General features: G+C 62.0%; 27 protein-coding genes and 1 pseudogene. 26 read left to right on the top strand and 2 right to left on the bottom strand.

The window, feature by feature from the left end; all coding sequences use genetic code 11:
* Positions 1–25 precede the first annotated feature (25 nt).
* The 12 genes from ACTHUY_RS09270 (at position 26) to ACTHUY_RS09215 (ending at position 12,247) form a co-directional block, all read left to right on the top strand.
* Positions 26–1,009, top strand: a complete 984-nt coding sequence (locus ACTHUY_RS09270) for a PhoH family protein (RefSeq protein WP_441655541.1) — start codon at positions 26–28, stop codon at positions 1,007–1,009.
* Complete coding sequence (gene ybeY / locus ACTHUY_RS09265; protein WP_441678607.1) at positions 1,006–1,464, top strand: rRNA maturation RNase YbeY; 459 nt, start codon at positions 1,006–1,008, stop codon at positions 1,462–1,464. Before ACTHUY_RS09270 ends, ybeY begins: the two co-directional genes overlap by 4 nt.
* Positions 1,461–2,696 (top strand): hemolysin family protein, encoded by a 1,236-nt coding sequence (locus tag ACTHUY_RS09260; RefSeq protein ID WP_441678605.1) that lies wholly within the window; start codon positions 1,461–1,463, stop codon positions 2,694–2,696. The genes ybeY and ACTHUY_RS09260 overlap by 4 nt, the downstream gene beginning before the upstream one ends.
* Positions 2,693–3,592, top strand: coding sequence for a GTPase Era (gene era, locus ACTHUY_RS09255; protein WP_441655544.1), 900 nt, complete (start codon positions 2,693–2,695; stop codon positions 3,590–3,592). The genes ACTHUY_RS09260 and era overlap by 4 nt, the downstream gene beginning before the upstream one ends.
* Complete coding sequence (locus ACTHUY_RS09250; RefSeq protein ID WP_441678602.1) at positions 3,592–5,103, top strand: alpha/beta hydrolase family protein; 1,512 nt, start codon at positions 3,592–3,594, stop codon at positions 5,101–5,103. The genes era and ACTHUY_RS09250 overlap by 1 nt, the downstream gene beginning before the upstream one ends.
* Positions 5,104–5,131: 28 nt before the next feature.
* Entirely contained in the window at positions 5,132–5,941 is an 810-nt protein-coding gene (locus ACTHUY_RS09245) for a PP2C family protein-serine/threonine phosphatase (RefSeq protein ID WP_441678600.1), read from the top strand.
* A 3-nt stretch (positions 5,942–5,944) separates the two neighbouring features.
* Positions 5,945–6,649 (top strand): hypothetical protein, encoded by a 705-nt coding sequence (locus ACTHUY_RS09240; RefSeq protein WP_126703519.1) that lies wholly within the window; start codon positions 5,945–5,947, stop codon positions 6,647–6,649.
* Between the two features lie 193 nt (positions 6,650–6,842).
* Complete coding sequence (gene leuA / locus ACTHUY_RS09235; RefSeq protein WP_441678598.1) at positions 6,843–8,585, top strand: 2-isopropylmalate synthase; 1,743 nt, start codon at positions 6,843–6,845, stop codon at positions 8,583–8,585.
* A gap of 89 nt (positions 8,586–8,674) precedes the next feature.
* Positions 8,675–9,397, top strand: a complete 723-nt coding sequence (gene recO / locus ACTHUY_RS09230; RefSeq protein ID WP_441675434.1) for a DNA repair protein RecO — start codon at positions 8,675–8,677, stop codon at positions 9,395–9,397.
* 7 nt (positions 9,398–9,404) lie between these two features.
* Positions 9,405–10,253: an isoprenyl transferase gene (locus tag ACTHUY_RS09225; protein WP_441678596.1), complete on the top strand. Its 849-nt coding sequence runs from the start codon at positions 9,405–9,407 to the stop codon at positions 10,251–10,253.
* 9 nt (positions 10,254–10,262) lie between these two features.
* Complete coding sequence (gene hisD / locus ACTHUY_RS09220; protein ID WP_441675432.1) at positions 10,263–11,564, top strand: histidinol dehydrogenase; 1,302 nt, start codon at positions 10,263–10,265, stop codon at positions 11,562–11,564.
* A gap of 116 nt (positions 11,565–11,680) precedes the next feature.
* Complete coding sequence (locus ACTHUY_RS09215) at positions 11,681–12,247, top strand: hypothetical protein (protein WP_441678594.1); 567 nt, start codon at positions 11,681–11,683, stop codon at positions 12,245–12,247.
* Here the strand turns inward: ACTHUY_RS09215 and ACTHUY_RS09210 are convergent.
* Positions 12,210–13,223, bottom strand: coding sequence for a hypothetical protein (locus ACTHUY_RS09210; protein ID WP_441678592.1), 1,014 nt, complete (start codon positions 13,221–13,223; stop codon positions 12,210–12,212). The genes ACTHUY_RS09215 and ACTHUY_RS09210 overlap by 38 nt on opposite strands.
* A gap of 74 nt (positions 13,224–13,297) precedes the next feature.
* Between ACTHUY_RS09210 and ACTHUY_RS09205 the strand changes: the two genes are divergently transcribed.
* The 14 genes and pseudogenes from ACTHUY_RS09205 (at position 13,298) to ACTHUY_RS09140 (ending at position 23,795) form a co-directional block, all read left to right on the top strand.
* Positions 13,298–14,152, top strand: coding sequence for a universal stress protein (locus ACTHUY_RS09205; protein ID WP_441678590.1), 855 nt, complete (start codon positions 13,298–13,300; stop codon positions 14,150–14,152).
* Between the two features lie 263 nt (positions 14,153–14,415).
* Positions 14,416–15,525, top strand: coding sequence for a histidinol-phosphate transaminase (locus tag ACTHUY_RS09200; RefSeq protein WP_441655554.1), 1,110 nt, complete (start codon positions 14,416–14,418; stop codon positions 15,523–15,525).
* Positions 15,522–16,118, top strand: coding sequence for an imidazoleglycerol-phosphate dehydratase HisB (hisB, locus tag ACTHUY_RS09195; RefSeq protein ID WP_126703512.1), 597 nt, complete (start codon positions 15,522–15,524; stop codon positions 16,116–16,118). The genes ACTHUY_RS09200 and hisB overlap by 4 nt, the downstream gene beginning before the upstream one ends.
* On the top strand, positions 16,115–16,882 hold the full coding sequence (locus ACTHUY_RS09190) for a hypothetical protein (RefSeq protein ID WP_441678588.1): 768 nt from the start codon (positions 16,115–16,117) through the stop codon (positions 16,880–16,882). The genes hisB and ACTHUY_RS09190 overlap by 4 nt, the downstream gene beginning before the upstream one ends.
* Entirely contained in the window at positions 16,879–17,511 is a 633-nt protein-coding gene (gene hisH / locus ACTHUY_RS09185) for an imidazole glycerol phosphate synthase subunit HisH (RefSeq protein ID WP_441678586.1), read from the top strand. The genes ACTHUY_RS09190 and hisH overlap by 4 nt, the downstream gene beginning before the upstream one ends.
* A gap of 2 nt (positions 17,512–17,513) precedes the next feature.
* Positions 17,514–18,245: a bifunctional 1-(5-phosphoribosyl)-5-((5-phosphoribosylamino)methylideneamino)imidazole-4-carboxamide isomerase/phosphoribosylanthranilate isomerase PriA gene (gene priA / locus ACTHUY_RS09180; protein ID WP_126703509.1), complete on the top strand. Its 732-nt coding sequence runs from the start codon at positions 17,514–17,516 to the stop codon at positions 18,243–18,245.
* Positions 18,242–18,970: an SseB family protein gene (locus ACTHUY_RS09175; protein WP_126703508.1), complete on the top strand. Its 729-nt coding sequence runs from the start codon at positions 18,242–18,244 to the stop codon at positions 18,968–18,970. The genes priA and ACTHUY_RS09175 overlap by 4 nt, the downstream gene beginning before the upstream one ends.
* Positions 18,971–19,358: 388 nt before the next feature.
* The gene (gene infC / locus ACTHUY_RS09170; RefSeq protein ID WP_441655558.1) at positions 19,359–19,994 is read left to right on the top strand and encodes a translation initiation factor IF-3; all 636 of its coding nucleotides are present in this window, start codon (positions 19,359–19,361) and stop codon (positions 19,992–19,994) included.
* A gap of 55 nt (positions 19,995–20,049) precedes the next feature.
* Positions 20,050–20,244, top strand: coding sequence for a 50S ribosomal protein L35 (gene rpmI / locus ACTHUY_RS09165; protein WP_126703506.1), 195 nt, complete (start codon positions 20,050–20,052; stop codon positions 20,242–20,244).
* Between the two features lie 22 nt (positions 20,245–20,266).
* Positions 20,267–20,656, top strand: coding sequence for a 50S ribosomal protein L20 (gene rplT / locus ACTHUY_RS09160; RefSeq protein ID WP_126703505.1), 390 nt, complete (start codon positions 20,267–20,269; stop codon positions 20,654–20,656).
* Positions 20,657–20,721: 65 nt separating this feature from the next.
* On the top strand, positions 20,722–21,513 hold the full coding sequence (locus tag ACTHUY_RS09155; protein ID WP_441678583.1) for a TrmH family RNA methyltransferase: 792 nt from the start codon (positions 20,722–20,724) through the stop codon (positions 21,511–21,513).
* 277 nt (positions 21,514–21,790) lie between these two features.
* Positions 21,791–22,597, top strand: a complete 807-nt coding sequence (locus ACTHUY_RS09150; protein ID WP_441678581.1) for an SGNH/GDSL hydrolase family protein — start codon at positions 21,791–21,793, stop codon at positions 22,595–22,597.
* A gap of 170 nt (positions 22,598–22,767) precedes the next feature.
* Positions 22,768–22,989: pseudogene (locus ACTHUY_RS09145) on the top strand (oxidoreductase); the annotation flags it as partial.
* 122 nt (positions 22,990–23,111) lie between these two features.
* The gene (locus tag ACTHUY_RS09140) at positions 23,112–23,795 is read left to right on the top strand and encodes an oxidoreductase (protein WP_441678579.1); all 684 of its coding nucleotides are present in this window, start codon (positions 23,112–23,114) and stop codon (positions 23,793–23,795) included.
* A gap of 175 nt (positions 23,796–23,970) precedes the next feature.
* Here ACTHUY_RS09140 and ACTHUY_RS09135 read toward each other — a convergent pair.
* The coding region (locus tag ACTHUY_RS09135) for a class II fructose-bisphosphate aldolase (protein WP_441678577.1) at positions 23,971–24,831 on the bottom strand (861 nt) is incomplete at its 5' end.

Below are 24,831 nucleotides of genomic sequence, written 5' to 3'. Positions count from 1 at the left end.
TGATCGCACGGCAGGAAGGTAAAGCGTGACGAAAGTTCTCAACGTTCCCGACGATGTTCCACTGATCAATCTCCTTGGCCACCGAGACGAGGTCCTTCGGGCCCTCGAAAGGGGGCTAGCTCCCGCACTCATTCACGTACGCGAACGCGAGATCACCATTACGGGCGATGAAGGGCCCGTTGAACTCGCGTCCTCACTCATCTCCGAACTCATCGAGGTTGTCCGCGGCGGAACGCCCCTGACGGTCGACGCAGTCGACCGGGCGGTCACCATCACGAAGGACGGCTTGTCCACGCCAACGGATGTGCTGACGACCGACATTCTGTCCAACCGCGGCAAGACGATCCGCCCGAAGACCGTTGGGCAGAAAGAATACGTTGACGCGATCGACGAGAACACGGTCGTGTTCGGTATCGGTCCGGCCGGTACCGGCAAGACGTATCTCGCGATGGCGAAGGCCGTGGTTGCTTTGCAGACCCGGCAGGTGTCCCGGATCGTGCTGACAAGGCCCGCGGTGGAGGCGGGGGAGTCGCTGGGATTCTTGCCCGGCACGCTCAACGACAAGATCGACCCATACCTGCGGCCCCTCTACGACGCGTTGCACGACATGCTGGACCCGGAAGCGATTCCGAAGCTCATGGCGGCGGGAACTATCGAGGTCGCCCCGCTTGCCTACATGCGTGGCCGCACGCTCAACGATGCGTTCATTATTTTGGATGAGGCGCAGAATACGACGCCGGAGCAGATGAAGATGTTCCTCACCCGGCTCGGCTTTGGATCCAAGGCTGTTATCACGGGCGACGTGACGCAGGTGGACCTGCCGGGAGGGACCGTTTCCGGCCTCAAGGTGGTCCGCAATATCCTCACCGACATTGATGGGCTGGCTTTTGCGCGCCTGTCGAGTGCCGACGTTGTTCGCCACCGGCTCGTTGGGGAAATCATTGATGCTTACGAACGCTGGGGTGCGGAGAACCCGCCCCAGCAGAACAACAACAGGAGGCGGCGTTGATCGAATACGCGGACGAGTCCGGTTATGAGCCGGTGCTCAATGGGGAGGAGATCTCCGGGCTGGCACGGTACGTGCTGGACGAGATGAGGATCCACCCAGCATCCGACCTCACCGTCATGCTCGTTGATGAGGCCACCATGTCCGATCTGCACGTGAAGTGGATGGACGAAGAAGGCCCGACCGACGTGCTGTCGTTCCCCATGGACGAGGTCCGTCCCGCCCCCGCGGGCCACGAACCCGTCGAAGGGCTTCTCGGCGATGTCGTTGTGTGCCCCACGGTTGCTGCCGAGCAGGCGAAGGTGGCCGGCCACGCAACCATTGAAGAGGTGCTTCTTCTCGTGACGCACGGGATCCTCCACGTACTCGGATACGACCATGCAACACCCGAGGAGGAGAGGGAGATGTTCGGCCTGCAACGCAAGCTGCTACTGAACTTCCTCGCCACACGTCAATGACCCCCATGATCGACGAGGTCCCGGTCGGACCTCTTATCGTCACCGTCCTCATACTTTTCCTCATCGAGGTCTGTGCATCCGCGGCCGACGCTGCGCTGTCACGAATCACGCGCACCGAAGCTGCCGACGCCATGGCATCCGGCAAGCGCGGGGGAGCCCGGGTTGCCGCAATCGTCGACTCGAGGTCGGCCGCACGTGCGGCTTTGAACTCCCTGCGGGCAATCTCAGACATCGTGGCGGGTGCCGTCCTGGCACTGCTGGCGGCGGACTTCCTGGGCGCCTGGTGGCAGGTTGTTCTCGCCGTTGTCGTTGTGGCACTGCTGGTTGCTGCCCTCATGGGGCTGTTCTCGCCCCGCAGGCTTGGCAATGCTCACCCGGTGCGCACCCTCAGCTTCTTCTCGGCGCCGCTGCTGTGGGCCACGTGGGCGTTCCGGCCCTTCGTGAAGAAGGACGAGGACGAGAACGGTGACGATGACCTGTCGGTCATGATGGAAAGAATGAGCGAGTCGGACGAACTCGAAGACGACGAACGCATTCTCCTCCAGTCGGTGATCGACATGAGAGACACGATGGTCCGCGAGGTCATGGTGCCCCGCACCGACATGATCACCATTCAAAAAGACACAACGCTTGAGAAAGCCGTGTCCCTGTTCGTCCGCTCCGGATACTCCCGTATCCCCGTTATCGAAGACACCGTCGACGACGTTGCTGGCGTTCTCTACGTCAAAGACATCATGCGACGAACGCACCGCCGTTTCGACACGGATGAACTCACCGTCGGGGATGTCATGAGGGAAGCCGTGTTCGTTCCCGAAATGAAGCCGGTCGACGACGTGCTGCACGACATGCAGGCGGATGCGTTCCACATGGTACTCGTTGTCGACGAATACGGCGGTATCGCCGGCCTCGTCACCATCGAAGACCTCCTCGAGGAGCTCGTCGGTGAAATGGTTGACGAGCACGACCATGCGGCACCCGAAGTGGAAATGCTGGAAGAAGGTGTCTACCGGGTGCCGGCGCGCCTCCCGATCGACGAGCTTGGCGAACTGTTTGGTCTCGAGATTGAGGACGACGACGTAGATACGGCGGGCGGCCTGCTAGCCAAGGGACTGGGCTTGATTCCAATCTCCGGGTCGAAGACAGATATTCTAGGCCTGCACCTTCAAGCCGAACGGTTTGAAGGACGACGAAAGAGGCTGGCAACCGTGATTGCCAGGGCGGAGGAATCATGACACGAGCAGGCTTCGTAAGCCTCGTTGGTAGGCCCAACGCAGGGAAGTCCACCCTGACGAACGCGCTTGTCGGCGAAAAGGTTGCGATCACCTCGGCTCGGCCCCAAACCACCCGCCGCGTCATCCGCGGAATCGTGAACCGGGAAGGCGGCCAGGTCATCCTCGTCGACACCCCCGGCATGCACCGGCCGCGCACGCTGCTCGGCGAGCGGCTCAACGATCTCGTGCGCGAAACCCTGGGCGATGTCGATCTGGTAGCCCTGTGCCTGCCCGCGAACGACAAGCTGGGACCGGGCGATGCTTACCTTCTCGAAGAGATCAAGAAGTCCCGCACCCCCGTTATAGCGGTTGTCACGAAGGCCGACCTGGTGCCCAAAGAGCAGCTCGCTTTGCACCTGGCCGAGGTGGCCGAGTTTGCCGACTTCCAGGAAATCGTTCCCGTCAGCGCGACGACGGGCGATAACGTCGAATACCTCGCGGACCTGCTCGTGGGACTCATGGAGGAGTCTCCGATCCTCTACCCGGAGGGTGAGGAGATTCAGGAGCCCGAGCGGATTGTTGTGGCCGAGCTTATTCGCGAGGCAGCTCTCGAAGGCGTTCGGGACGAGCTTCCGCACTCCATTGCGGTTCTCGTTGAGGAAATGAACGAGCGGGCCCAGAAGCCGGGGGACAAGCGTCCACCGCTGATCGATATCCATGCCGACCTGTACGTGGAGCGCAGCTCCCAAAAGGGAATCGTGATCGGAGCGAAGGGTGCCCGGCTCAAAGAGGTTGGGAAGGCGGCCCGCGAGGAGATCGAGAAGCTGTTGGCGTGCCGGGTGTATCTCGACATTCACGTACGCGTAGCCAAGGAGTGGCAGAGGGACCCGAAGCTCTTGCGTAGACTCGGGTTCTGATGAAGAAGGACGTGCGGCATCCGAGGACAACGGGGACCATCATTCTCGTTCTCATCCTCGGCATGTGGGGGACAATTGCGGGTCCGGGCTGGAACCCGGACCCATATTTGAACCAAATCGTTCCCGTCACGGCCGACACGACAATCGGCTCCAACGCAATCACAACCCCGCCTCGCACCTACGCGGTCGAAGAAGAAATCGTCGACATCGAACTCGACGATGGTCAAACAATCCAGGCAACGCTTCGCACACCCGTCGGTGTCGACCACCCCGTCCCCGGGGTTATCTTCATGCACGGCACCGGCACCCACATGCACACGGCGTTCCGCCAGCACGCCACGACGCTGGCCTCTGCGGGGATCGCCACCCTCGTGGGCGATAAGCCGCTCGACTCCTATTCGGTGACGGCCAGGAACTATATGGATTTGGCGGATGCGTACGAGAACCAGTGGGACTGGTTCATCGAGCAACCCGGCATCGACGCCTTCTCGGTGGGCGTGTACGGCGAATCCGAGGGCGCATTCATCGCTCCCATCGTTGCCGCGAACGAACCGAACGTTGGTTTCGTCATTCTCGTGTCGGGGCCCGTGCTTCCCATTAGGCAGCAGGGTGCGCTCGCCGCGGACACGTACCTGCGGAAGCTCGGCGTTCCCGAGCAGATCCTCCAGGCCATTCCCCGCCTCATCGGTGGGGAGCTACCGGGTGGCTTCGACTACATCGACTTCGACGTGAGCCCCTACCAGCAGCAGATCCATCAGCCCGTCCTCATCATGTACGGCACCGGCGACTTCTCCATGCCCGTCATTCAGGGCGCAGACCTCATCATTTCCGACCTTGCGGAAAACGGAAACACGAACTATACGCTCCGCTACTACGAGGACGCCGACCACGGGCTGCGGATAACAAACGATGAGGGGAAGCTTGTCCTGTCGACCGATGCTGGACGGGACCTGTCCCGGTGGATCAACGGATTGCCGGCCACGGCGAACGCCTACCCGCAGATTGCCGGGGATCAGCCGGTGCAGAACTTTACGGCAGAAAAGCCGGGCTCGCCCCGCTGGTACGCATCCGGCACCGCCGCGATCGTCATCCTTATCGCCGGTCTCGCACTCACCGTTATTGGCTTCCTCGGCGGCCTTATCGGCCAGATCAGAATCAAGAAGAAGCCGCTGCTCGCCCTCAAGGGAATCGGGTGGCCGCTCGTGACGGCCGGGCTCACCGTGGTTGCCGCATGGGCGGTGTTTATTTGGTACATCCTGCAAGTCGCGGAGCTCGCCCTGTCCTACCAAACAGACGCGTTCATAGTCCGCGGGGGCTGGCTCCTGAGCCAGAGCGTTGCGATACTGGCGGCGGGCATGGTGATCCGGCTGCTGCATGCCTGGTGGCGGGCCAGACCGCTCAAGGGCATTGCCCATGCCGTCACCGTCACCGCCATCATCGGTCTCGCCACCCTGCTTGCGGCGCTTGCCTACTGGAACGTCTACCCGTCCCTCTTGACGGCTCTGACATAATCAATCAGGGCTGAGGCCAGAAGAACTTATGAACATGATGAGCAAGGTTAAAGAGAAGCGTCCCGCGTGGCACGCGGAGAACATGACGATCGAGACGGGGCATGCGACCGCCGTCGGTCACGTGCGCACCAAGCAGGAGGACCGCTACCTCGACGCCGCCCCGGTCATTGCCGTTGCCGACGGCATGGGAGGGCTCGACCGAGGTGACTACGCCGCTGAAACCATGATTGCGGCCCTCGAAGACTGCACGTTTGGTGGCACCACCGCCGAAGCCCGCTCCGCAATCAAGTCAGCTATCACCAAGGCCGATACGAAGCTCGCAAAGGTGCGAGCGAAAAAGAACGGCGGCGAATCCGGCACCACCATTGTCGGTGCCGTTCTCGGCAGGGGAACTGCCCGCGACTGCTGGCTGATCTTCCACGTGGGAGACTCGCGGCTGTACACGTTCGAGGACGGTTCTCTCCAGCAGCTCACCTGCGATCATTCGCTTGTCCAGGAGCTCATGGAAACGGGAATGCTGACCGAGGCCCAGGCGCGGATCGATCCCCGCCGGTCCATCGTGACCCGCGCGGTTGGTACCGCAGTATCGTCGCAACCGGACTTCCGTCTCGTCGAAGCAAGGGGACAACTCCTCATTGCCTGCTCCGACGGGATCTCCGACGAACTTGACGATGAGGATATTGCCTGGATTATCAGCGAAAACGCCGATAAAGACCCGAGCGAGATAGCGACTGCTCTCGTCGATGCTGCGCTAGAAATGGGAGGACACGATAACGCTACCGTTGTTGTTGCACGCGCCATTCCGGCTAGCATGGACCCCACACGAGGGAAGGATTAGGCAATGACCGTATCAATCGAATTTGTCGGCGAGTGGTACACAGTCGACAAGGAAGAGCCGTTCCTCATCGGACGCGAGGGACCTCTCGAGCTCGATGACAACCAGTACCTGCACCGCCGGTTCCTGACAATCAGCTTCGTTGACGGCATGTACTGGATCGAAAACGTTGGCTCCCGGCTGTCCGCGACTCTTGCCGATAACGATGGTGCAACCCAGGCCTACCTGGCACCCGGCGCCAAGCTCCCTCTCGTCTATCCCCAGACGGTTCTGCTGTTCACGGCGGGCCCGACGACGTACGAGATGACGATCTTTAACGACGAGCCCGCCTACCTGCCCTCCCACGTGGCCGACACGGACGACGCGGGGGAGACGACAATCGGTCCCGTCGAACTCACCCCGTCCCAGATTCTTCTTATCCTTGCCCTTGCCGAGCCCGTCCTCACGGGCCGGGGCACGACCTCGTCGATCCCGTCCTCCCAGCAGGCCGCCGACCGATTGGGATGGCCGATCACGCGGTTCAACCGCAAGCTGGACCACATTTGTGAACGCCTCACCCGCTACGGCATCCGCGGACTCCACGGCGGTCCCGGCAAGCTTGCCGTGAACCGCAGGGCCCGCCTCGTCGAGCACTCGGTTGCCACCCGACTGGTGACAACCGACGATCTCCACAAGCTGGACAACCCGTCCGAATACGACGACGCCAACTAGGTTTGTCTTGAACGGCATGAGAGTACGGCAAGCGGGACGCGACGCGCCTGCTTGCTTAACTCCGTGCGGATCGGCGTACACTAACGCTATGCGTAACCTCCTGCTTAGTTGCCGCGGCGAGGCCTGATCAGACCGGCCCCTCACCGCGGAGTTAGCTTGCGCCGGTCCTTCGACAAGCAGAGCAGGAAAAGCAGTGAAAACCTCCGGACCACATAATCAGCAACGCACCTCCGGCATGCCATTCGGCAAGTACCGGCCCTTCCTCGACACAAACCCCGTTGACCTGCCGGACCGTCAGTGGCCCGGCAAGCGCATCACGAAGGCACCCCGCTGGCTCTCGACCGACCTGAGGGACGGCAACCAGGCACTCATTGAGCCCATGGATCCCGCCCGCAAACGAGCCATGTTCGATCTGCTCGTGAGAATGGGATACAAGGAAATCGAGATTGGTTTCCCGGCCGCCTCCCAAACCGACCTGGACTTCGTCCGTTCCCTCGTCGACGATGACGCGGTTCCCGAAGACGTCACCGTCTCCGTTCTTACCCAGGCCCGCACCGACCTTATTCACCGGACCATTGATGCTCTCGAAGGCTTCCCGCGGGCCACGGTCCACCTGTACAACGCGACCGCACCCGTCTTCCGCAACGTCGTGTTCCGCAATGACAAGGAAGCCACGAAGCAGCTCGCCATTGACGGCACCCGCGACGTTATGGACTACCTGGAAAAGGTCATGGATGACGACGTCATCGTCGGCTACCAGTATTCCCCCGAGATCTTTGTCGACACCGAACTCGACTTTGCCCTCGAGGTCTGCGAAGCGGTCATGGACATCTGGCAGCCGGCCGATGATCGCGAGATCATCCTCAACCTGCCCTCCACCGTTGAGCGTGCCACCCCCAACGTATACGCCGACCAGATCGAGTGGATGAGCAAGAACCTGTCGCGGCGCGAACACGTGGTCCTGTCCGCCCACAACCACAACGACCGCGGCACCGGCGTGGCTACCTCGGAACTGGCCATGCTGGCCGGAGCCGACCGCGTCGAGGGTTGCCTGTTCGGGCAGGGCGAGCGCACCGGCAACGTTGACCTCGTCACCGTGGGCCTCAACCTGTACACGCAGGGCATCGACCCTCAAATCGACTTTTCAAACATCGACGAGGTCCAGAAGATCGTCGAGTACTGCACTCGGATGGAAACTCCCGCCCGCATGCCCTACGTCGGCGACCTCGTCTACACCTCCTTCTCCGGCTCCCACCAGGACGCCATCAAGAAGGGCTTCGAAGCGCGCCGCAAGAAGATTGAAGAGACGGGCGACGACACGTGGGATCTGCCCTACCTGCCGATCGACCCCGCCGATCTCGGTCGCACCTACGAGGCCGTTGTCCGCGTCAACTCCCAGTCCGGCAAGGGTGGCGTCGCCTACCTGCTGTCGACGACGAAGAACCTGGACCTGCCCCGTCGCCTACAGATCGAACTGTCCCAGATCGTCAAAAACCACACCGATGCATCGGGTGGCGAGGTCACGGCAGACGAGCTCTGGCACATCTTTGCCGACGAATACCTGCCGGCCTCCGAGGTCGACGGCCTGGAACCCTGGGGCATGTACGCGCTCAAGGGCACCAGCATGACAACCGATGAGGACGCTCGCTCGCACCTGACCGTCACGATCTCCGTGTCCGGTGAAGACAGGGAAATCACCACCTCCGGTAACGGCCCGATCGACGCATTCGTTGCCGCAATCGAGCAGCTCGGCCACCGCATCCACGTCCTCGACTACGCGGAGCACGCGCTGTCGGAGGGCCGGGACGCAACGGCCGCAGCCTTTGTCGAGGCCGAAATTGATGACCAGGTTCTCTGGGGCGTCGGTATCGACCCGTCGACCATGACCGCGTCCTTTAAGTCGATCATCTCGGCCCTGAACCGCACCCGCCGCTAACGAATCCAAGCCGGTCTTTCAGACGTCGTTGAACCCGCCGCTGGCAGGCGCTTCGTGCGTCTGCCAGGGGCCTGGAATAAGATGATCTGGTGAAGACCTACCGTGACGAAGGGATTGTCGTGCGTACCCACAAGCTGGGAGAGCACGACAGGATCATCACCCTGCTCACGAAGAACCACGGCAAGGTGCGGGCGGTCGCCAAGGGTGTCCGCCGCACCAAGTCGCGCTTTGGCGCGAAAATGGAGCCGTTCTCGCACGCCGACATTCTGTTCTATCGTGGTCGAACCCTCGATGTTATAACCCAGGTCGAATCGATCCACGCTTACGGTGCGGAAATAGCCTGGGACTTCGACCGGTACACCTGCGGTGCCGTCCTCCTGGAAACGGCCGACAAGCTTGTCCTCGAAGAGGGTATTCCCGACACCGCCCAGTACCGCCTGCTCCACGGCGCCCTCCACTCGCTCGCCAACAACGAGCACCGCCCCGAACTTATTGTTGCCGCCTATTTGCTCCGGGCCATGGCGATCGCCGGCTTCGAGCTCTCAACTCGCGACTGCGCCTCCTGCGGCGCCGACGGGCCGCACGACGCCTTTTCGATTCCCGCGGGCGGCACCGTGTGTATGGCGTGCCGACCTCCGGGATCTGCCGCACCCTCGCGGGCCGCGATAGGCCTGCTGGATTCGCTACTGGCGGGAGACTGGGACGGGGCCGACGAACAGACGGAAGGCACCCGTCACGAAACGAAGAGCCTGGCCTCCGCGCACGCCCAATGGCATCTCGAGCACCGCATCAAATCCCTCTCCCACATCTAGGACCCCTATGCCGATCCAACCGCCTCCGCTCCCGGGCGCAGTTATGCCCCAGATCCCGAGAGAGCTTGTTCCCAGCCACGTCGCAATCGTCATGGATGGGAATGGTCGGTGGGCGAACGCGCGGGGACTGCCTCGCACCGAGGGACACAAGAACGGCGAACCGGTTCTCCTTGATGTCATTGCGGGTGCGATCGAAATGGGAGTGAAAGAACTCTCCGCCTATGCCTTCTCGACCGAGAACTGGTCACGAAGCCCCTCCGAGGTCCGGTTCCTCATGGGCTTCAACCGGGACGTGATCCACCGTCAGCGCGACACCCTGAACGAATGGGGTGTGCGCGTGCGCTGGTCCGGGCGTAAGCCGAAGCTCTGGGGTTCCGTGATTAAGGAGCTCGAGGTCGCCGAAGAAATGACCAAAAACAATACGGGCCTGATCGTGAACATGTGCGTGAACTACGGGGGACGCTCCGAGATCGTGGACGCGGCTTCCGCTATTGCCCGGGACGCCGCCGACGGCAAGCTAAACCCGAAGAAGGTGAACGCCGAAACTTTTGCTTCTTACCTTCATCAGCCCATGAGCGACGTCGACTTGTTTTGGAGGTCGGGAGGCGAGAAGAGGCTCTCGAACTTCCTTCTGTGGCAGTCGGCCTACGCCGAGATCGTGATCTCCGACAAGGCCTGGCCCGATATCGACCGCACCGACCTGTGGGATGCGATTGAAACCTATGCTCGCAGGGATAGGCGATGGGGCGGGGCAATCGACGCTACCGCTAATAAGAGGGCCGACGCCGGGGCGAACGAGAGCGATGCGGCCAACGAGACAGTGGACGCGAAGGCGGACGAGCCAGTCGGGGAATAGAATGGGGGCATGCTGTCTCGACTCGACTTCCGAACCGGTGTTAACTCCGCTTCCCTGACCGACTCGCTGCCCCGCGCCGCCATCGACATCGATGCTGCCCTGGAGGCAGTCCGTCCGCTCGTTGCCGACGTGCGCGAGCATGGCGACCAGGCACTCCTCGATCAGGCCGAGCGTTTCGACGGTGTCCGCCCCGAGACCATTGCCGTTCCCAAGCAGGCCATCGACGAGGCTCTCGCCGAGCTGGACCCGAAGCTTGTCGAAGCCATCGAGCTGTCAATCAAGCACGTGCGTGCCGGCCACGAAGGCCAGATGCCGGAGGAGAAGACCGTCAGCATCGTCCCGGGCGGCACCATCAAGCAGCGCTGGGTCCCGATCCGCCGCGTCGGCCTCTACGTGCCCGGCGGCCTTGCCGTCTATCCATCGTCGGTCGTCATGAATGTCGTTGCCGCACAGGTCGCTGGCGTTCCCTCGATCGCATTGACCTCCCCGGCCCAGACCGCCTTCGGCGGCCTGCCGCACCCGACGATTCTTGCCGCGTGTGCGCTCCTCGGCATTGACGAGGTGTACGCGGCCGGTGGCGCCGGCGCGATCGGCATGTTCGCCTACGGCGCAGGTAGCTGCCAGCCCGTTGACGTCATCACGGGCCCGGGCAATATCTACGTGGCCGCCGCAAAGCGCCTCGTTCATGGCACCGTTGGCATCGACTCCGAGGCGGGAACTACCGAGATCGCTATTCTTGCCGATGATTCGGCGAACCCGCGCTACGTGGCGGCCGATCTGCTGTCTCAGGCCGAGCATGATCCGGCTGCAGCATCCGTTCTCATCACCGATTCGGTTGAGCTGGCTGACGCGGTAGATCGCGAACTTGAAGAACTCGTGTCTGCCACGAAGCACGAGGAGCGCGTGCGTACGGCTCTGTCGGGACCCCAGTCGGGGACCGTGCTCGTTGCCGACATCGATGACGGCCTCGAAGTGGTGAACGCCTACGGCGCGGAGCACCTGGAGATCCACACGCGCGACGTGGAACAGGTGGCTGCCCGGGTGCACAATGCTGGAGCCATTTTCCTTGGCGACTACACTCCCGTTCCGGCCGGCGACTACCTTGCGGGGTCGAATCATGTGCTTCCCACGGGTGGGACGGCGCGCTATAGCTCGGGTCTTGGTGTGCACGCTTTCTTAAAGTCGGTCCAGCAGGTCACCTACTCTCGCGAGGCCCTCGCAGACATCACGACACCCCTTGTGACCTTTGCAAATGCGGAAGACCTGCCCGCGCACGGCACCTCCCTCCTGGTCCGCAGGGACGAAGTGTAGCGATTGAGCGTTCATAACAATAGGGTTACGAACTGGACTTCGTTGGTAATCCCGTTGATATGATCTCTTGCGATAAGATTTCAGGAGCTGGATGTGGAGCGTTCATGATAGTGGGTGTGGCACTAGCCGCCTTAACAGCAATCGGTGGCGGCATCGATTCTGTGTCACCCTCCTATGTGGATGACGTAAACTTTGAAAGCTCAGTCGAACCGCGTTTCGCTGTCGAAGACGACGTTCGAGAAGAAGTCTCCACCTACATTGAGGTGTACGACATGCCCTGGTCGAATGCGTACACCTGGTACCTGAACGAAGACAACAGGCACTACGCTCTACTCGACGCTTCCGAGAAGTTCGAGGAGATCTACCGCGGATATAGCTTCGAAGACGAGACCGTCACCGTGTGGGTGTCGAGTCCCGTGAAGTCCGGAGGGGTCGTTAACCTCCTCGAAGACTACGATGTCGAAGCTGTCGTGAAGGTCCTCCCGGGTGACACCGATGTGAACGCGGCTGCCTACAGCTTCATGAGCCGTTTCGGCTCCGCCGACTACTATCAGGCCCAACCGGATAGCACCGGGGACGGCATGGTTGTCTATTCGGCCTCGGAAGAGCACGCAGAGAACGGTCCCGCCACGTTCGGCACCATCATCAACGGCGTGCCGATCGAATACCGGTACTCAGAGTAAACGGGCGAACGGACAGTGCGCCGGCGCTCAGCAGGAGTTGCCCGGCCACCGTTATTGTCCACCCCTCCACCCAGCGGTCACCGACCAGCAGAGCGTGTTGCCCGGCAATAAGCCGAACATCAACAAGACTGGGGTCGAGCCGTAGCTGCCCCGCAATCCGCCGCACCCGCTCCGCCGCATTCTCCGGGCCTCGAGCATCCCGCAAACCCGCAAGCTCGCCGGCATACGTAGCCCGCAGCATCACGCCAATCCCGGAAGCAAGATGGTTCACGAGGCGCGGATGATCGGTGCTCGGTGCGGATACGACCGCACCGATCCTGGTCCTGCCAGACAGCTGGCCCCATGAGCCCAGGAGATCCTGGCAGGCCGGACGCAGGTCGGGCGGGAAATCCCCATCCGGCCCGTTGAGAACCTTTGCCACATCTTCGCCGAGCCCGAGCGCCTCGAGGTGCGCAAGAGCCTTGCCGGGCAGGAGCCGCGACTGCGCGGAAAGCCGGCTTCCCGACGGCCACACACCAAGCGCAGGCAAGTCCACACCGCGGGCTGTTTCCTCTTCGACGATGGTGCGGATTCGTGCCACCAGGACCCGGTCCGAGCTTTGATCGCGAATATCGCGAACGCGAATAACGGCGGCCCCTGACCTATCCGGAGTAGCTGATTCCCGCCCGTGCAAGGGATCTGTCCCAGTGTTCGATGGCTGGTGACTTGTCGGGCCCAGGGGAGCGCTTGAGGGGCCGCTTGGCTCGGCGTACAGGAATCCCTTGGTGGCTCCGTGGGAGACCTCGTCGCGGGCGGCTGAGTTGCGGTAGGCGGCAACGCCGTAAATTGACAGGGGCGCGCCGGATTCCCGACATACGCGAGCGATAAGGTCCAGTTGAACGGGGGAGGAGCAGACCACGTGAACGGGACCCGGTGCTGCAGTAATGGTGCCCACCAGGGAGGCGAGGCGGCCGGGTAGGTCACGGGAAGCGGTCATGACCAAATCGTGGCACACGGTCCTGGCAGAACTCGTCATCGGCCAATTGAGCCAGATGCGTTAAAGTGGTTTGCGTGCCTCACGATCGACCAATAATTGTGGGCACGGATGGCTCCATCCGTGCGCGCTATGCCGTCCTAGAAGCCGCTCGTATCGCAGACCGCTATGGCAAGCACCTGCGGATCATGTCAGCCTATTCGCCGCTGTTCGCCATTCTGGCCTATGACCCAGAACCCCCGAAAGAGGAAAAAGAGCGGATCGAAAAGATCCTAGTCGACTCCAAGGATGCCGTTCTCCAGAAGTTCCCAGACCTTGACGTTGAAACTGAATGGGTGCTGGGCGAGTCCGCTCCGAGCCTCATTAAAGCGAGCGCATACGCAGACCTCATCGTCGTTGGCGCCCGTGGGCAGGGCGCCGTCCACCGCATGCTGGTGGGGTCTGTCGCCACGAAGGTGGCGGCCAATGCTCACTGCTCCACGTTTGTTGTTCGCGATGCCGCGTACGACATGGATGGCCCCATCACCGTTGGCGTCGGCCCCGAAGCAAACTCCTTCCGTGCCGTCAAGGCTGCCTTCCGATATGCTCGAGCTGCCGGAACGAGCGTGCGGGGCCTTCGTGCCCACCAGCATTCCGCTGCCGGCCTTGCCAATATTCCCGACGGTCCGCGCAAGGATTGGTTACAGGGGGAGATCGACAAGTCCGTGGAACTCAGCAAGAAAGGCTTCGACGAAGTCGCCGCGAAGTTCCCGGACGTGGAATCCGAATTCGTGCACATCCAGGCGCACGCCACCGACTCGCTGATCGACGCCGCTGGAATCAGCCGCCTCATCGTTGTTGCCCCGAACGGTAACGGGGGAGACGATAAGAGCCTAGGATCTGTTGCTCTTGCAGTCCTCCACCACGCACCCGCCGTTCTCATCGCCCGATAGGTTCCGGTAGACGCGGGTTTCCCGGCCCCGGGGCTGCGATCGTTCGGACCTGACAGGACCGGGTAAGGTGCGGGGCCGGGTGGCCAGGATGACTCTTGCTAGTCCCTGCGTGCTAATGCCGGGGTTGGTGGTTATCGCAGGCGCTGTATGCCGTTACCGGCTCATGCTGTTATTGGGCGGCTTCAACGCGACTTGGGGGAGATGTGGTGGTACGGACATGGACGGGAATATCGTCCGGCCTTGAGATTCCGTAGAATCGGGGCGTGAGCATTCCTTATCGCCCGGCACTTGCCGGCTTTGAACCCTATGGCGCACCGCAGCTCGACGTTCCCGTCGCGCTCAACGTCAACGAGAACCCCTATGCGCCAAGTCCCGCACTGATCGCAGATATCGCAAGTGCCGTGGCCGGCGCCGCCGGGACACTGAACCGTTACCCGGACCGGGAGTTCCTCGACCTGCGCCAGGATCTTGCCGACTACCTTGCGGTCGAGTCGAAGGTCCGGCTTGCTCCCGAGCAGATCTGGGCCGCCAACGGCTCCAATGAAGTCATGCTCCACATTCTCCAGGCCTTCGCAGGGCCCGACCGTTCGGTCCTGACATTTATTCCCTCGTATTCGATGTACCCGGAGTACGCGAGGGACACGAACTCGACCATGGTGCCAGTGCCCCGCAAGGACGACTTCTCGATCGACCTTGCGGAACTCTCCGACATCTTTGCCCGGTACCGTCCCGCCGTTGTTCTCCTTGCCAGCCCGAATAACCCGACGGGGACGGCACTGAGCACTGACGAACTCACGGCTGTTATGGAGGCCTCGATCGGTAACGGCCCCGAGGATGCTCCCGGATCCGATTGCCTCGTGGTCGTCGACGAGGCGTACGGAGAGTTCCGCAGGGACGGAGTTCCCTCGGCACTCGAGCTTCTCTCCACCTACGACAACCTGGCGGTGAGCCGGACAATGTCGAAGGCATTTGGGGCGGCCGGGCTACGCCTTGGCTATCTTGGCACGTCGCGAGAAATCGTTGACCAGCTCCGCATTGTTCGTATGCCGTACCACCTGTCGGCCCTCACGCAGGCCGCCGCACGCGCGGCACTTGCCCATTCTTCCGAGCAGCTCTCCCAAGTTCAGGGCATTCGGGAAGCAAGGAATGAGATGGCGGAGCGGTTAAGTTCGCTAGGCTTAGAGGTGGCACCATCGGACGCAAACTTCGTCATGTTCGGGACCTTCCCGGACAGGCACCGGATATTCGCTGATCTCCTTGATCGCGGAATCCTTATCCGAGAGGTCGGCCCCGACGGCTGGCTCCGAGTATCCGTTGGCACACCTGAGGAGAATGACGCATTCTTCGCGGCACTGGAAGAGGCACTGGCATGAGAACAGCAACAATCAACCGGGAGACAAGCGAGTCGACCATTTCGCTCACCCTCGATCTTGACGGTGACGGCACCTCGGATATCGACACCGGGGTCCCGTTCTACGACCACATGCTGACCGCGCTGTCCCGCCACTCCCTCATCAACCTCACGGTCAAGGCCCGCGGTGACGTCGACGTCGACGTGCACCACACTGTGGAAGACACCGCGATCTGCTTCGGCGAAGCACTTCGTGAAGCACTCGGTGACAAGCGGGGGATCCGCCGCTTCGGTGACGCCACCGTCCCGCTCGACGAGGCACTCGCCAAGGCAGTTGTCGATATCTCCGGTCGCCCCTACCTTGTCCACGACGGCGAACCGGCCGGCCAGGAATACCACCTCATTGGCGGTCACTTCACGGGCTCCATGACCCGCCACGTCTTCGAAGCAATCGCCTTCCACGCCGGTATCTGCATGCACATTGACGTGATCCGCGGACGCGACCCCCACCATATTGTTGAATCCCAGTTCAAGGCATTCGCCCGGGCGCTCCGTACCGCTGTTGAACCCGATCCCCGCGTCACGACAATCCCATCGACGAAGGGAAAGCTATGAGTGGAAACACGAAACGCTATGTCATCCTGACCCCGTTCAAGAAGGCCGACGTCCTCGCCGGCATCTGCAAACTCCACGGACTCGACGTTTGGGTCGTTCCCTCCAAGAACGGCGCCATGGTGGTGCACGACATGCCGGTGCCGGTCTTTGATGACTGGGACATCTCCGAGCTCCTCGGAGGAGCCCCCGGTGACGGCGAGGGCGCCGACAAGGTGGCCGCAACCGAGGAGCCATCGGCAGAAGGCTCCGCCGACTCGAAGACCGAAGCTTTGGCTGCTCCTGCGGACGCTGTGCAGTCCGCGGAAGCTGGCGACGCCCCAGCAGAGCCCTCCCAGGCTGGTTCCGGCGATGGCTCCGACGCTGGCGACGGCGATAAGGATCCCGACGTTCTTGATGCTGACGATCGCGATGCTGTGGCGCGGAAGCTTGCGAGCCTGACCCGCGAGGGCGTTATCGCACTCACTGCTGAACTCGGTGAGGATGTCGGCAACGAAGAGGGTGTGTCCGGCCTCGTTACCGCACTTGCCTTTGACCACAAGGGCAAGGTCGACGACGTTCCGGCCGGACTGATCGTGGCCACGGGGGAGTCCGTCCTCGAAGAGATGTTGCTCGGTGACACCGAGCCCTCCAAGGTTAAGGGCGCGATCCGTTCCGGTGAGATCCAGTCGAACTTCCTCGAGAAGCTCGCCAAGGGCAAGCCGGATGCTGGGGAGGCCCTGCCCCCTCGCAGGCCTCGCCGCTTCTTCGGCAAGGACGGTTCGTGAAGGTAACCGTCTTCGACTACGGATCTGGCAACGTCCACTCCGCAGTCCGTGCGCTCGCGCAAGCGGGCGCCGACGTGTCACTCACGTCCGATCCTGGCGAGGCTATGTCCGCGGCCGGTCTGGTCGTTCCCGGCGTGGGTGCCTTCGACACCGTTGTGAAACGCCTGCGGGCCTTGCGGGGCGACCGGTTCATTGAGCGCCGTCTTGCAGGCGGCTTGCCGGTGCTGGGTATTTGCGTTGGTTTGCAGGTGCTCTTCGAGGCCTCCGAGGAGCACGGGAGCCGTGAGCCCGGCCTGAACCAATTCCCGGGCACCGTCACCAAGTTGCCGTCCGAGATCGTTCCGCACATGGGATGGTCAACCGTGGAAACCGCACCGGGCTCGAAGCTTTTTGCCGGGATTGAGAACGAACGGTTCTACTTCGTGCACTCTTACGGTGTGCAGACCGATCCTGCCCAAGATGCTGACGATCATTTCGCACCTCCCGCTATTTCCTGGGCTAGCCACGGTGGCCGCTTCGTTGCGGCAATCGAGCAGGGCCCGCTCTCAGCTGTTCAATTCCACCCGGAGAAGTCCGGCGAGGCAGGGCTGCGCCTGCTCCGCAACTGGCTCTCCACGCTCAAAGGATAACCATGACGAAACCACTGCAGCTCCTCCCCGCGATCGACGTTGTCGAGGGCAAGGCCGTGCGCCTGCTCCGCGGTGAAGCAGGAACCGAAACCGGATACGGCGAACCGGCCGACGTAGCCCGCGACTGGATCGCGGGAGGCGCAACCTTCCTCCACCTTGTGGATCTTGATGCGGCGTTTGGTCGCGGTGACAACCGGGAACTGCTCCGCCAGATCGTTGCCGAAAGCACCGTCCGCGTTGAGCTCTCCGGCGGAATCCGCGACGACGAGTCACTGAAGGCGGCGCTGTCTGCCGGTGCCACCCGCGTCAACCTGGGCACGGCTGCTTTGGAGGACCCGGAGTGGACCGAACGTGTCATCAAGGAATACGGCGACCAGGTTGCCGTTGGCCTCGACGTACGCGGCCGCACCCTGTCCGCACGCGGCTGGACAAGGGACGGCGGTGAACTCTTCGAGGTTCTTGACCGCCTCAACGAGGCAGGCTGCTCCCGATACGTTGTTACCGACGTGGCGAAGGACGGCACCATGGAGGGACCGAACACGGTCCTGCTCTCCGAGGTCTGCGCCCGCACCGATGCTCCCGTCATTGCTTCCGGTGGCGTTGCCACCCTTGCTGATATTGAGGCGCTGCGTGCGCTCACCGATATCGGTGTCGAGGGAGCCATCGTCGGGAAGGCCCTCTACGCGGGCGCCTTTACCCTTCCCGAGGCTATCGAGGTGGCGGGAGAGCAGTGAGCACCGCACAGGACAAGCTCAAGCCGAACCCGTTCGCGAACGACGACGGCAAAACAGTTCCGGCACTTGCCGAGGCACTCGACCTGGAGGAGTTTGCTCCCCGCCTCGAGGCCATCGTCAATGTCCTCCCGGACAGCCGCGTTCTCGTTCCCGTGCTCGCCCACGATCACCCGGGCCGCACGGCCGACGGCGGGGTTGTCGATCACGCCTCCCAGGATAAGGACCCGTGCAAGGCAGCCGCGATGCTGGCTGTGGAGGCACCGGACGGTCGTGCGGCCATGCCGATCTTCTCCTCGGTTGAGGCACTCATGAACTGGAACCCGAAGGCACGGCCCGTTCCCGTGCACACGCAGAACGCCGCCATTGCCGCGGTCGCCGAAGCGGACTCCCTTCTCGTTCTCGACGCAGCATCCGACCGGCCCATGCTTCTTGGCAGGCCCGCGGTCAATGCTCTCGCAACAGGGGAGCGGTGGACCGCACCCTGGCGGGACGAGGAGTTGCCGACAATCGTTGCCCGCGCACTTGCCGGCATCGAGGGCCTCAAGGGCATTCAGATCACCCCGGGCCGCAAGGCCGAGACGGCCATCGTCATTGCCGTCGACGGTGAGGCACCGCGCGAGCTGATCTCCGCGGCACTCAACGAGGCAAGCCAGCGGCTCGGCCAGATCGAAGAACTCCAGCACAGGGTCGACTCGATCGAACTGATCCCCGCCCGCACCGCATAGCTGGCCTCGCACGGTGTAGCTTTGCTCAAAAGGTCTAGCTTGACTCGATTGCCCTGGCTTCGTTCGAGTAGCCACGATCCGTGCGACTGGCCTGGCTTCGTTTAAATGGCCTGGCTCGACGCCGTCTCGACCCAAGCCGACCACCTCCTGCACCGGAGTTCGAGCATGAGGCCCTAGGCCTGAAGTTGGGTGAGGACAGGTGCTTCGGTAACGAATGCCACAGGAACATCCGCCCCCGTAACAGAAAACACAGGGGCGGATGTTTCGTGTTCTGGTACGATAGAAGCCGACCGACCGGTCAACAGGACCGGGACGCAAGCGGAGAGATCCCACCTGGGTGCCTACGGTACCGGGTTATGAGAGTCACCATGGCGGACAGTTGTCTGCCGTGACACCTCTGCTCCGTGCGCGTACACGTCGAGAATACAGAGGAGCAATTATCAACGAACCAAGAGTCAATGAGCGGATCCGGGTGCCCAAGGTACGACTTGTCGGCCCCGCCGGCGAGCAGGTCGGTGTCGTCCGCGTTGAGGATGCACTACGCCTAGCACAGGAAGCCAATCTAGACTTGGTCGAGGTTGCGCCGAACTCTGAACCTCCGGTAGCCAAGCTGATGGACTACGGCAAGTACAAGTACGAGGCCGCTTTGAAGGCCCGTGATGCTCGCCGTAACCAGGTGAATACCCAGCTCAAGGAGATCAGGCTTCGCCTCAAGATCGACACCCATGACTACGAAACCAAGAAGGGCCACGCTGAGCGGTTCCTGAACGGTGGCGACAAGGTCAAGGTGATGATCCAGTTCCGTGGACGTGAACAGTCCCGCCCTGAAATGGGAGTCAAGCTACTGCAGCGGATGGCGGAGGACCTCCAAGAGGTCGGCACCGTCGAATCGCATCCGCGTCAGGACGGCCGCAACATGGTCATGGTCATTGCGCCGATCCGTAAGAAGTCAGAAGCCAAGTCCGACCAGCGCCGTCGCCGCGAAGCCGAGCGTGAAGCACGTCGGGCCCAGAAGGCCCAGTAGCCCCCATAACTCCCCGCCCGCAATGATCTTGCGGCCAACGAAAGAGGAAACAACTATGCCTAAGATGAAGCCGCACTCTGGTGCCAAGAAGCGTTTCCGGGTCACCGGATCCGGCAAGGTTATGCGTGAGAGGGCCGGCAAGCGCCACCTCCTCGAGCACAAGTCGTCGCGCCGTACCCGTCGCCTGTCCTCGGACCAGGTGCTCAGCCCGGCAGATGCCAAGAACGTCAAGAAGATGCTCGGCATCTAGCCGACCAAGGAGGATTTGAAACATGGCACGTGTCAAGCGCGCAGTAAACGCACACAAGAAGCGTCGTACCGTTCTCGAGCAGGCCAGCGGCTACCGCGGCCAGCGCTCGCGCCTCTACCGTAAGGCCAAGGAACAGGTCACCCATTCCTTTACCTACAACTACCGCGACCGCAAGGTCCGTAAGAACGAGTTCCGCAAGCTCTGGATCCAGCGCATCAACGCTGCAGCTCGTGCCGAAGGCATGACCTACAACCGTTTCATGCAGGGCCTCAAGCTTGCCGAGGTCGACGTCGATCGCCGCATGCTCGCCGAGCTTGCTGTGAACGAGCCGGCCGCCTTCAAGGCTCTCGTTGAGACCGCCAAGAACGCCCTCCCGGAGGATGTCAACGCTCCCAAGGGCGAGGCAGCCTAAGTGAGTGAATGCGGGGCCGGCACATGCCGGCCCCGTTTTCTTATCTTCATATCCGAAAGATGACGATGCGTAAATACCACGACTCGATGACCGGCCAGCTCCTCAAAGTCCAGGGGCTCTACATGGCAAAGAACCGGGCCACCTATTCCCAGGAGGTCGCCGAAGGACCCCAGGCTGTCCGGGAAGCCCTGTCGTGGGCGGGGGAACGAGTCCGCGACATCTACGTGACCGAAGACGTCCTTCAGCGCTACCCCGAGTTTGAAGAAATGACCGACGGCTACTGGACCCACGTCGTTCCCGAAAACGTCCTGGGTCAGGTATCGGGAGACGCTCAGGGGATCCTCGCGGTCCTCAACACGGCACCCAACCCCGACATCGATTCCCTGTTCGATAACACCGACCTGGTGTTGCTGGGGGTTGAGATGCAGGACCCGGGCAACGCCGGAACAGTAATCCGCACGGCCGATGCTGCCGGCGCTGGCGCCGTTCTCTTCGGAACTGGCTCCGTTGACCACGGCTCTGCCAAGGTCATCCGTTCAGCCGCTGGGTCCACGTATCACCTGCCGATCCTCGGCAACCTCGACCCCCGCTCCGTTATCGCCACCGCCAAGAAGCACGGCTTCCAGGTGCTCGCTACCGACGGCGATGGAGGCGTCACTCTCGGATCCACCGAGGTCGATCTGACGGCCCCCACGCTGTGGATCCTCGGTAATGAAGCGCGCGGGCTGCAGGGCGAGATTCTCGACCGCGCTGACGTTACCGTGTCGATTCCGATCCCCGGTAAGGCCGAGTCCCTCAACGTCGCAACCGCCGCCGCGGTCTGCCTCTACGCAAGCGTCCTTGCCCGCCAGGCATAGCGCCCTGATTTGTTCTCGCGACACCCGGTGCGATATCACCGGGGTGTTCGCATCTCTCCTGCATGAACGGCACTTGTTCACGAACGTCCTGTTCGTCTCAGGGCGAGTTCGCGTGGGGTTTACGCTGAAGGGGCCTGCTTGGCACGCGTTCTCGCAAACGATGGGATTCCCGCATTCGATCTGTACGCCCCCTGACAGTATGAAGTGGAAGAAGCTACGCCAGTGCCCGCGGTATCCAGGGAACTGAACTATCCTGGATGAGGCGAGGGGAGTGCATGTGAAACTCAGAACGGTTGCTGTCGGCGCAGGTGCGGTACTGGCCGGTGGCCAGGTCATGGCTCAGAGAGCAAAGAAGGTCTCCAATCAGAGAAGGCCGTTCGCCAGGTATTGGGAACGGTCCAACCTTGACGTGATCGCGAAGATCGTCAGAAACCGGCAAGCCGGCCTACCGGATCCGCTGATTTATGTAGCCCTGGGAGACTCGGCCGCGCAGGGCCTGGGAGCGACAGACCTCATGGATGGTTACGTCCCACGCTTGGCTGCCTCCCTGAAAGACATGACGGGCCGCGATGTTGCCCTGATCAACCTGTCTGTCTCGGGTGCCGTGATCCCCTCCGTCCTCACCCACCAGGTGATGTCCCTGCGAGGCATCCAAGCGGATGCCGATATCGAGCCCGACATCGTGTCTTGCGATATTGGCGGTAACGATGTGGGATATCGGCTGCAGCCGGAACTCATGGCCGAATACGTACAGGCACTCACCGCAGCACTGCCAGCAGGTACTTTTATTGCCGACGTACCGAGCTTCGGTCCGGGACCCCACGGCAGAAGGGCACGCGAGATCTCCACGATTATTCGGAGCTATGCGGACCGGGACAGCCACCACATGATCGACCTGGAGAACTTCACGTCGTCCTTGCCGCTCGCTGCCTACCTGTTCCGGTACCACTCCACCGACCTGTTCCACCCGAACACTCATGCCTACCAGCACTGGGCACAGCTGTGGGTGGATAAGATTGGCCCCGTGATTGGAGCCCCCACCGTTGACGTCGCAGACGTCGCCCCCTATCAACCCTGGGCCTGAGCCCAACGATCAGTTGGCCTTGGTCACGTACGGCTTTGGTCCTTGGCCACCACTGCGGCCCGGCCGCGCCCAAATGTCGAGCGGCCCAGTGCGGCCGTGGAAGGAGAATCGTGTCCCAACTCTTCACTCCGATCACCATCGGAAACGTCACCGCCCGAAACCGGGCATGGATGTCACCAATGTGCCAGTACTCCTCAGCTCCCTTAGGAGAAGAACTGGGCAGACCCAATGACTGGCACTACGTGCACTATCCGACAAGGGGATGGGGAGGGGTTGGCGCCATCATCGTCGAATCGACGGCCGTCAGTGCTGAAGGTAGGCTATCGCCATACGACCTGTCGATTCACAACGATGACCAGATCGCGTCGTTCACGAAGCTCGCACAGCTGATCTCCGCAACGGGTGCTGTCCCCGGTATTCAGCTTGGTCATGCTGGTCGCAAGGCATCCGGCCCGGCCCCTGGGAGGAACAGACGCTGCTCTACCCATCGGGCTCGGAGATCGGCTGGAAGCCCGTGGCACCCTCACCGATCGCTTTCTCCGAGGTATACGAGGAACCGCATGAACTCACCGAAGATGAGATCCTTGGCCTCATTGACTCCTTTGGTCAGGCGGCACGTCGTGCCGCAGAGGCGGGGTTCCAGATCGCCGAGCTACACGGAGCCCACGGCTACCTGATCCACCAGTTCCTGTCGCCGATCTCCAACCAGAGCACCGACAGGTGGGGGCGGGACCGCATGCTGTTCGGCCTCGAAGCAATTAAGGCAGTACGCCGCGAATTCCCGGGTGTTGTGGCAATCCGGCTCTCGGCAACCGACTGGTGCGAGTTCACGGACGATCCACGGACGGGATGGACGGTTGAGGAGACTCGCACGTTCATTAACCGGGCCAAGGAAATCGGCCTCGACTTTGCCGATATTTCCTCCGGCGGCAACATTCCCGACGTGAAGATCCCCGCTGGCCCGGGCTATCAGGTTGGCTTTGCCAGGGAGCTCGCAGACACGGGTGTTCCGAGGAGTGCCGTCGGGCTGATCACCGAGGCAGTGCAAGCGGAGCAGGTTGTGCGGGAGAGCGCCGATGTCGTCATGCTGGCCCGCGTTCTACTCTCGGATCCCTATGTGCTGCAGGCATGGCGGACGCGCCTACGAGAGAAGCCAGAGTTTGCTCAGCCGTACCATCGCCAGCTCATGAGGAGCTAGCGGAATCCAAGCCTAGTCCCTACCAGTTGCTGCACGATGCAATAGGGCGGGACGAAGAAGTGGGGAGCACGCCAATAGGCATGCTCCCCACCACTTGCCTTGCTGGCGATTTAGCCGGTTGATCTACGGCGGCCAAGTGGGCCGCAACTGATCCCCAACGTGTTCGCTCCGCGGCCTAGCTCTTTCCGTACAGGATGCCAACGAGGTTGTTGAGGTTTTGTTGGACGGCTTTGGTGGCGATGGTGGTCAGGTCGGAGAAGATGAAGGTTTCGGGTTTTTCGGCGAGGTAGTTTTGGACGGCTTCGAAGGAGGCTTTGTCGGCGTAGGTGTAGTAGTTGATTTTGGCGACTCCGCGTTTGATGCATTCGCGGTATTCGCTGTCGGTCAGGCCCGAGCCGCCGTGCATGACGATGGGGACACCGGTTTTTTCCCGCAGGGTGGAGATTAGGTTGTAGTTGAGGTTGGGTTCTGCCTTGTAGAGTCCGTGGACGGTGCCGAAGGAACAGGCTAGGGCGGTGACGCCGGAGTCACGTACGAAGGATTGTGCCAGGTCGGGGTCGGTGTAGAGGGTTTCGTTGCTGGTGCCTGTGCTTGCTTGGGAGCCGTCTTCGCGGCCGGGCATGACGCCGAGTTCTGCTTCGACGCCGTAGCCGTATTCGTTGGCGAGGGCCACGACTTTTTGGGTGAGGGCGAGGTTGTCGTCGTAGGGGAGGCGGGAGGCGTCGATCATGGCGGAGTTAAAGCCGACGTCGAAGCCGCGTTTGACGTAGTCGTAGGATTCGCCGTGGTCGACGTGGACGACCAGGGGAGCGGTGGAGCGTTTGGCGAGTTCGACCATGACGGGGCCGATGTCTTCGATGGTGTTGATGGGTTCGTGGACTTCGGCGTGCTGGAGGATGAGGGGGATGTTGTGTTGTTCGGCGGTGCGTACGGCCGCGAGGAGCATCTCGTAGGTGGGGGTGTTGATCGCGGCGATGCCGACCTTGTTGTGCTCTGCGTAATCGAGAGCTTCCTTCAAACTAATAAGCACAATAAC

It is taken from the genome of Flaviflexus sp. (assembly GCF_052087705.1).
Classification (GTDB): Bacteria; Actinomycetota; Actinomycetes; order Actinomycetales; family Actinomycetaceae; genus Flaviflexus; species Flaviflexus ciconiae.
The sequence above is the reverse complement of the archived record's forward strand: the minus strand, read 5'-3'. Positions and strand labels throughout refer to the sequence as shown.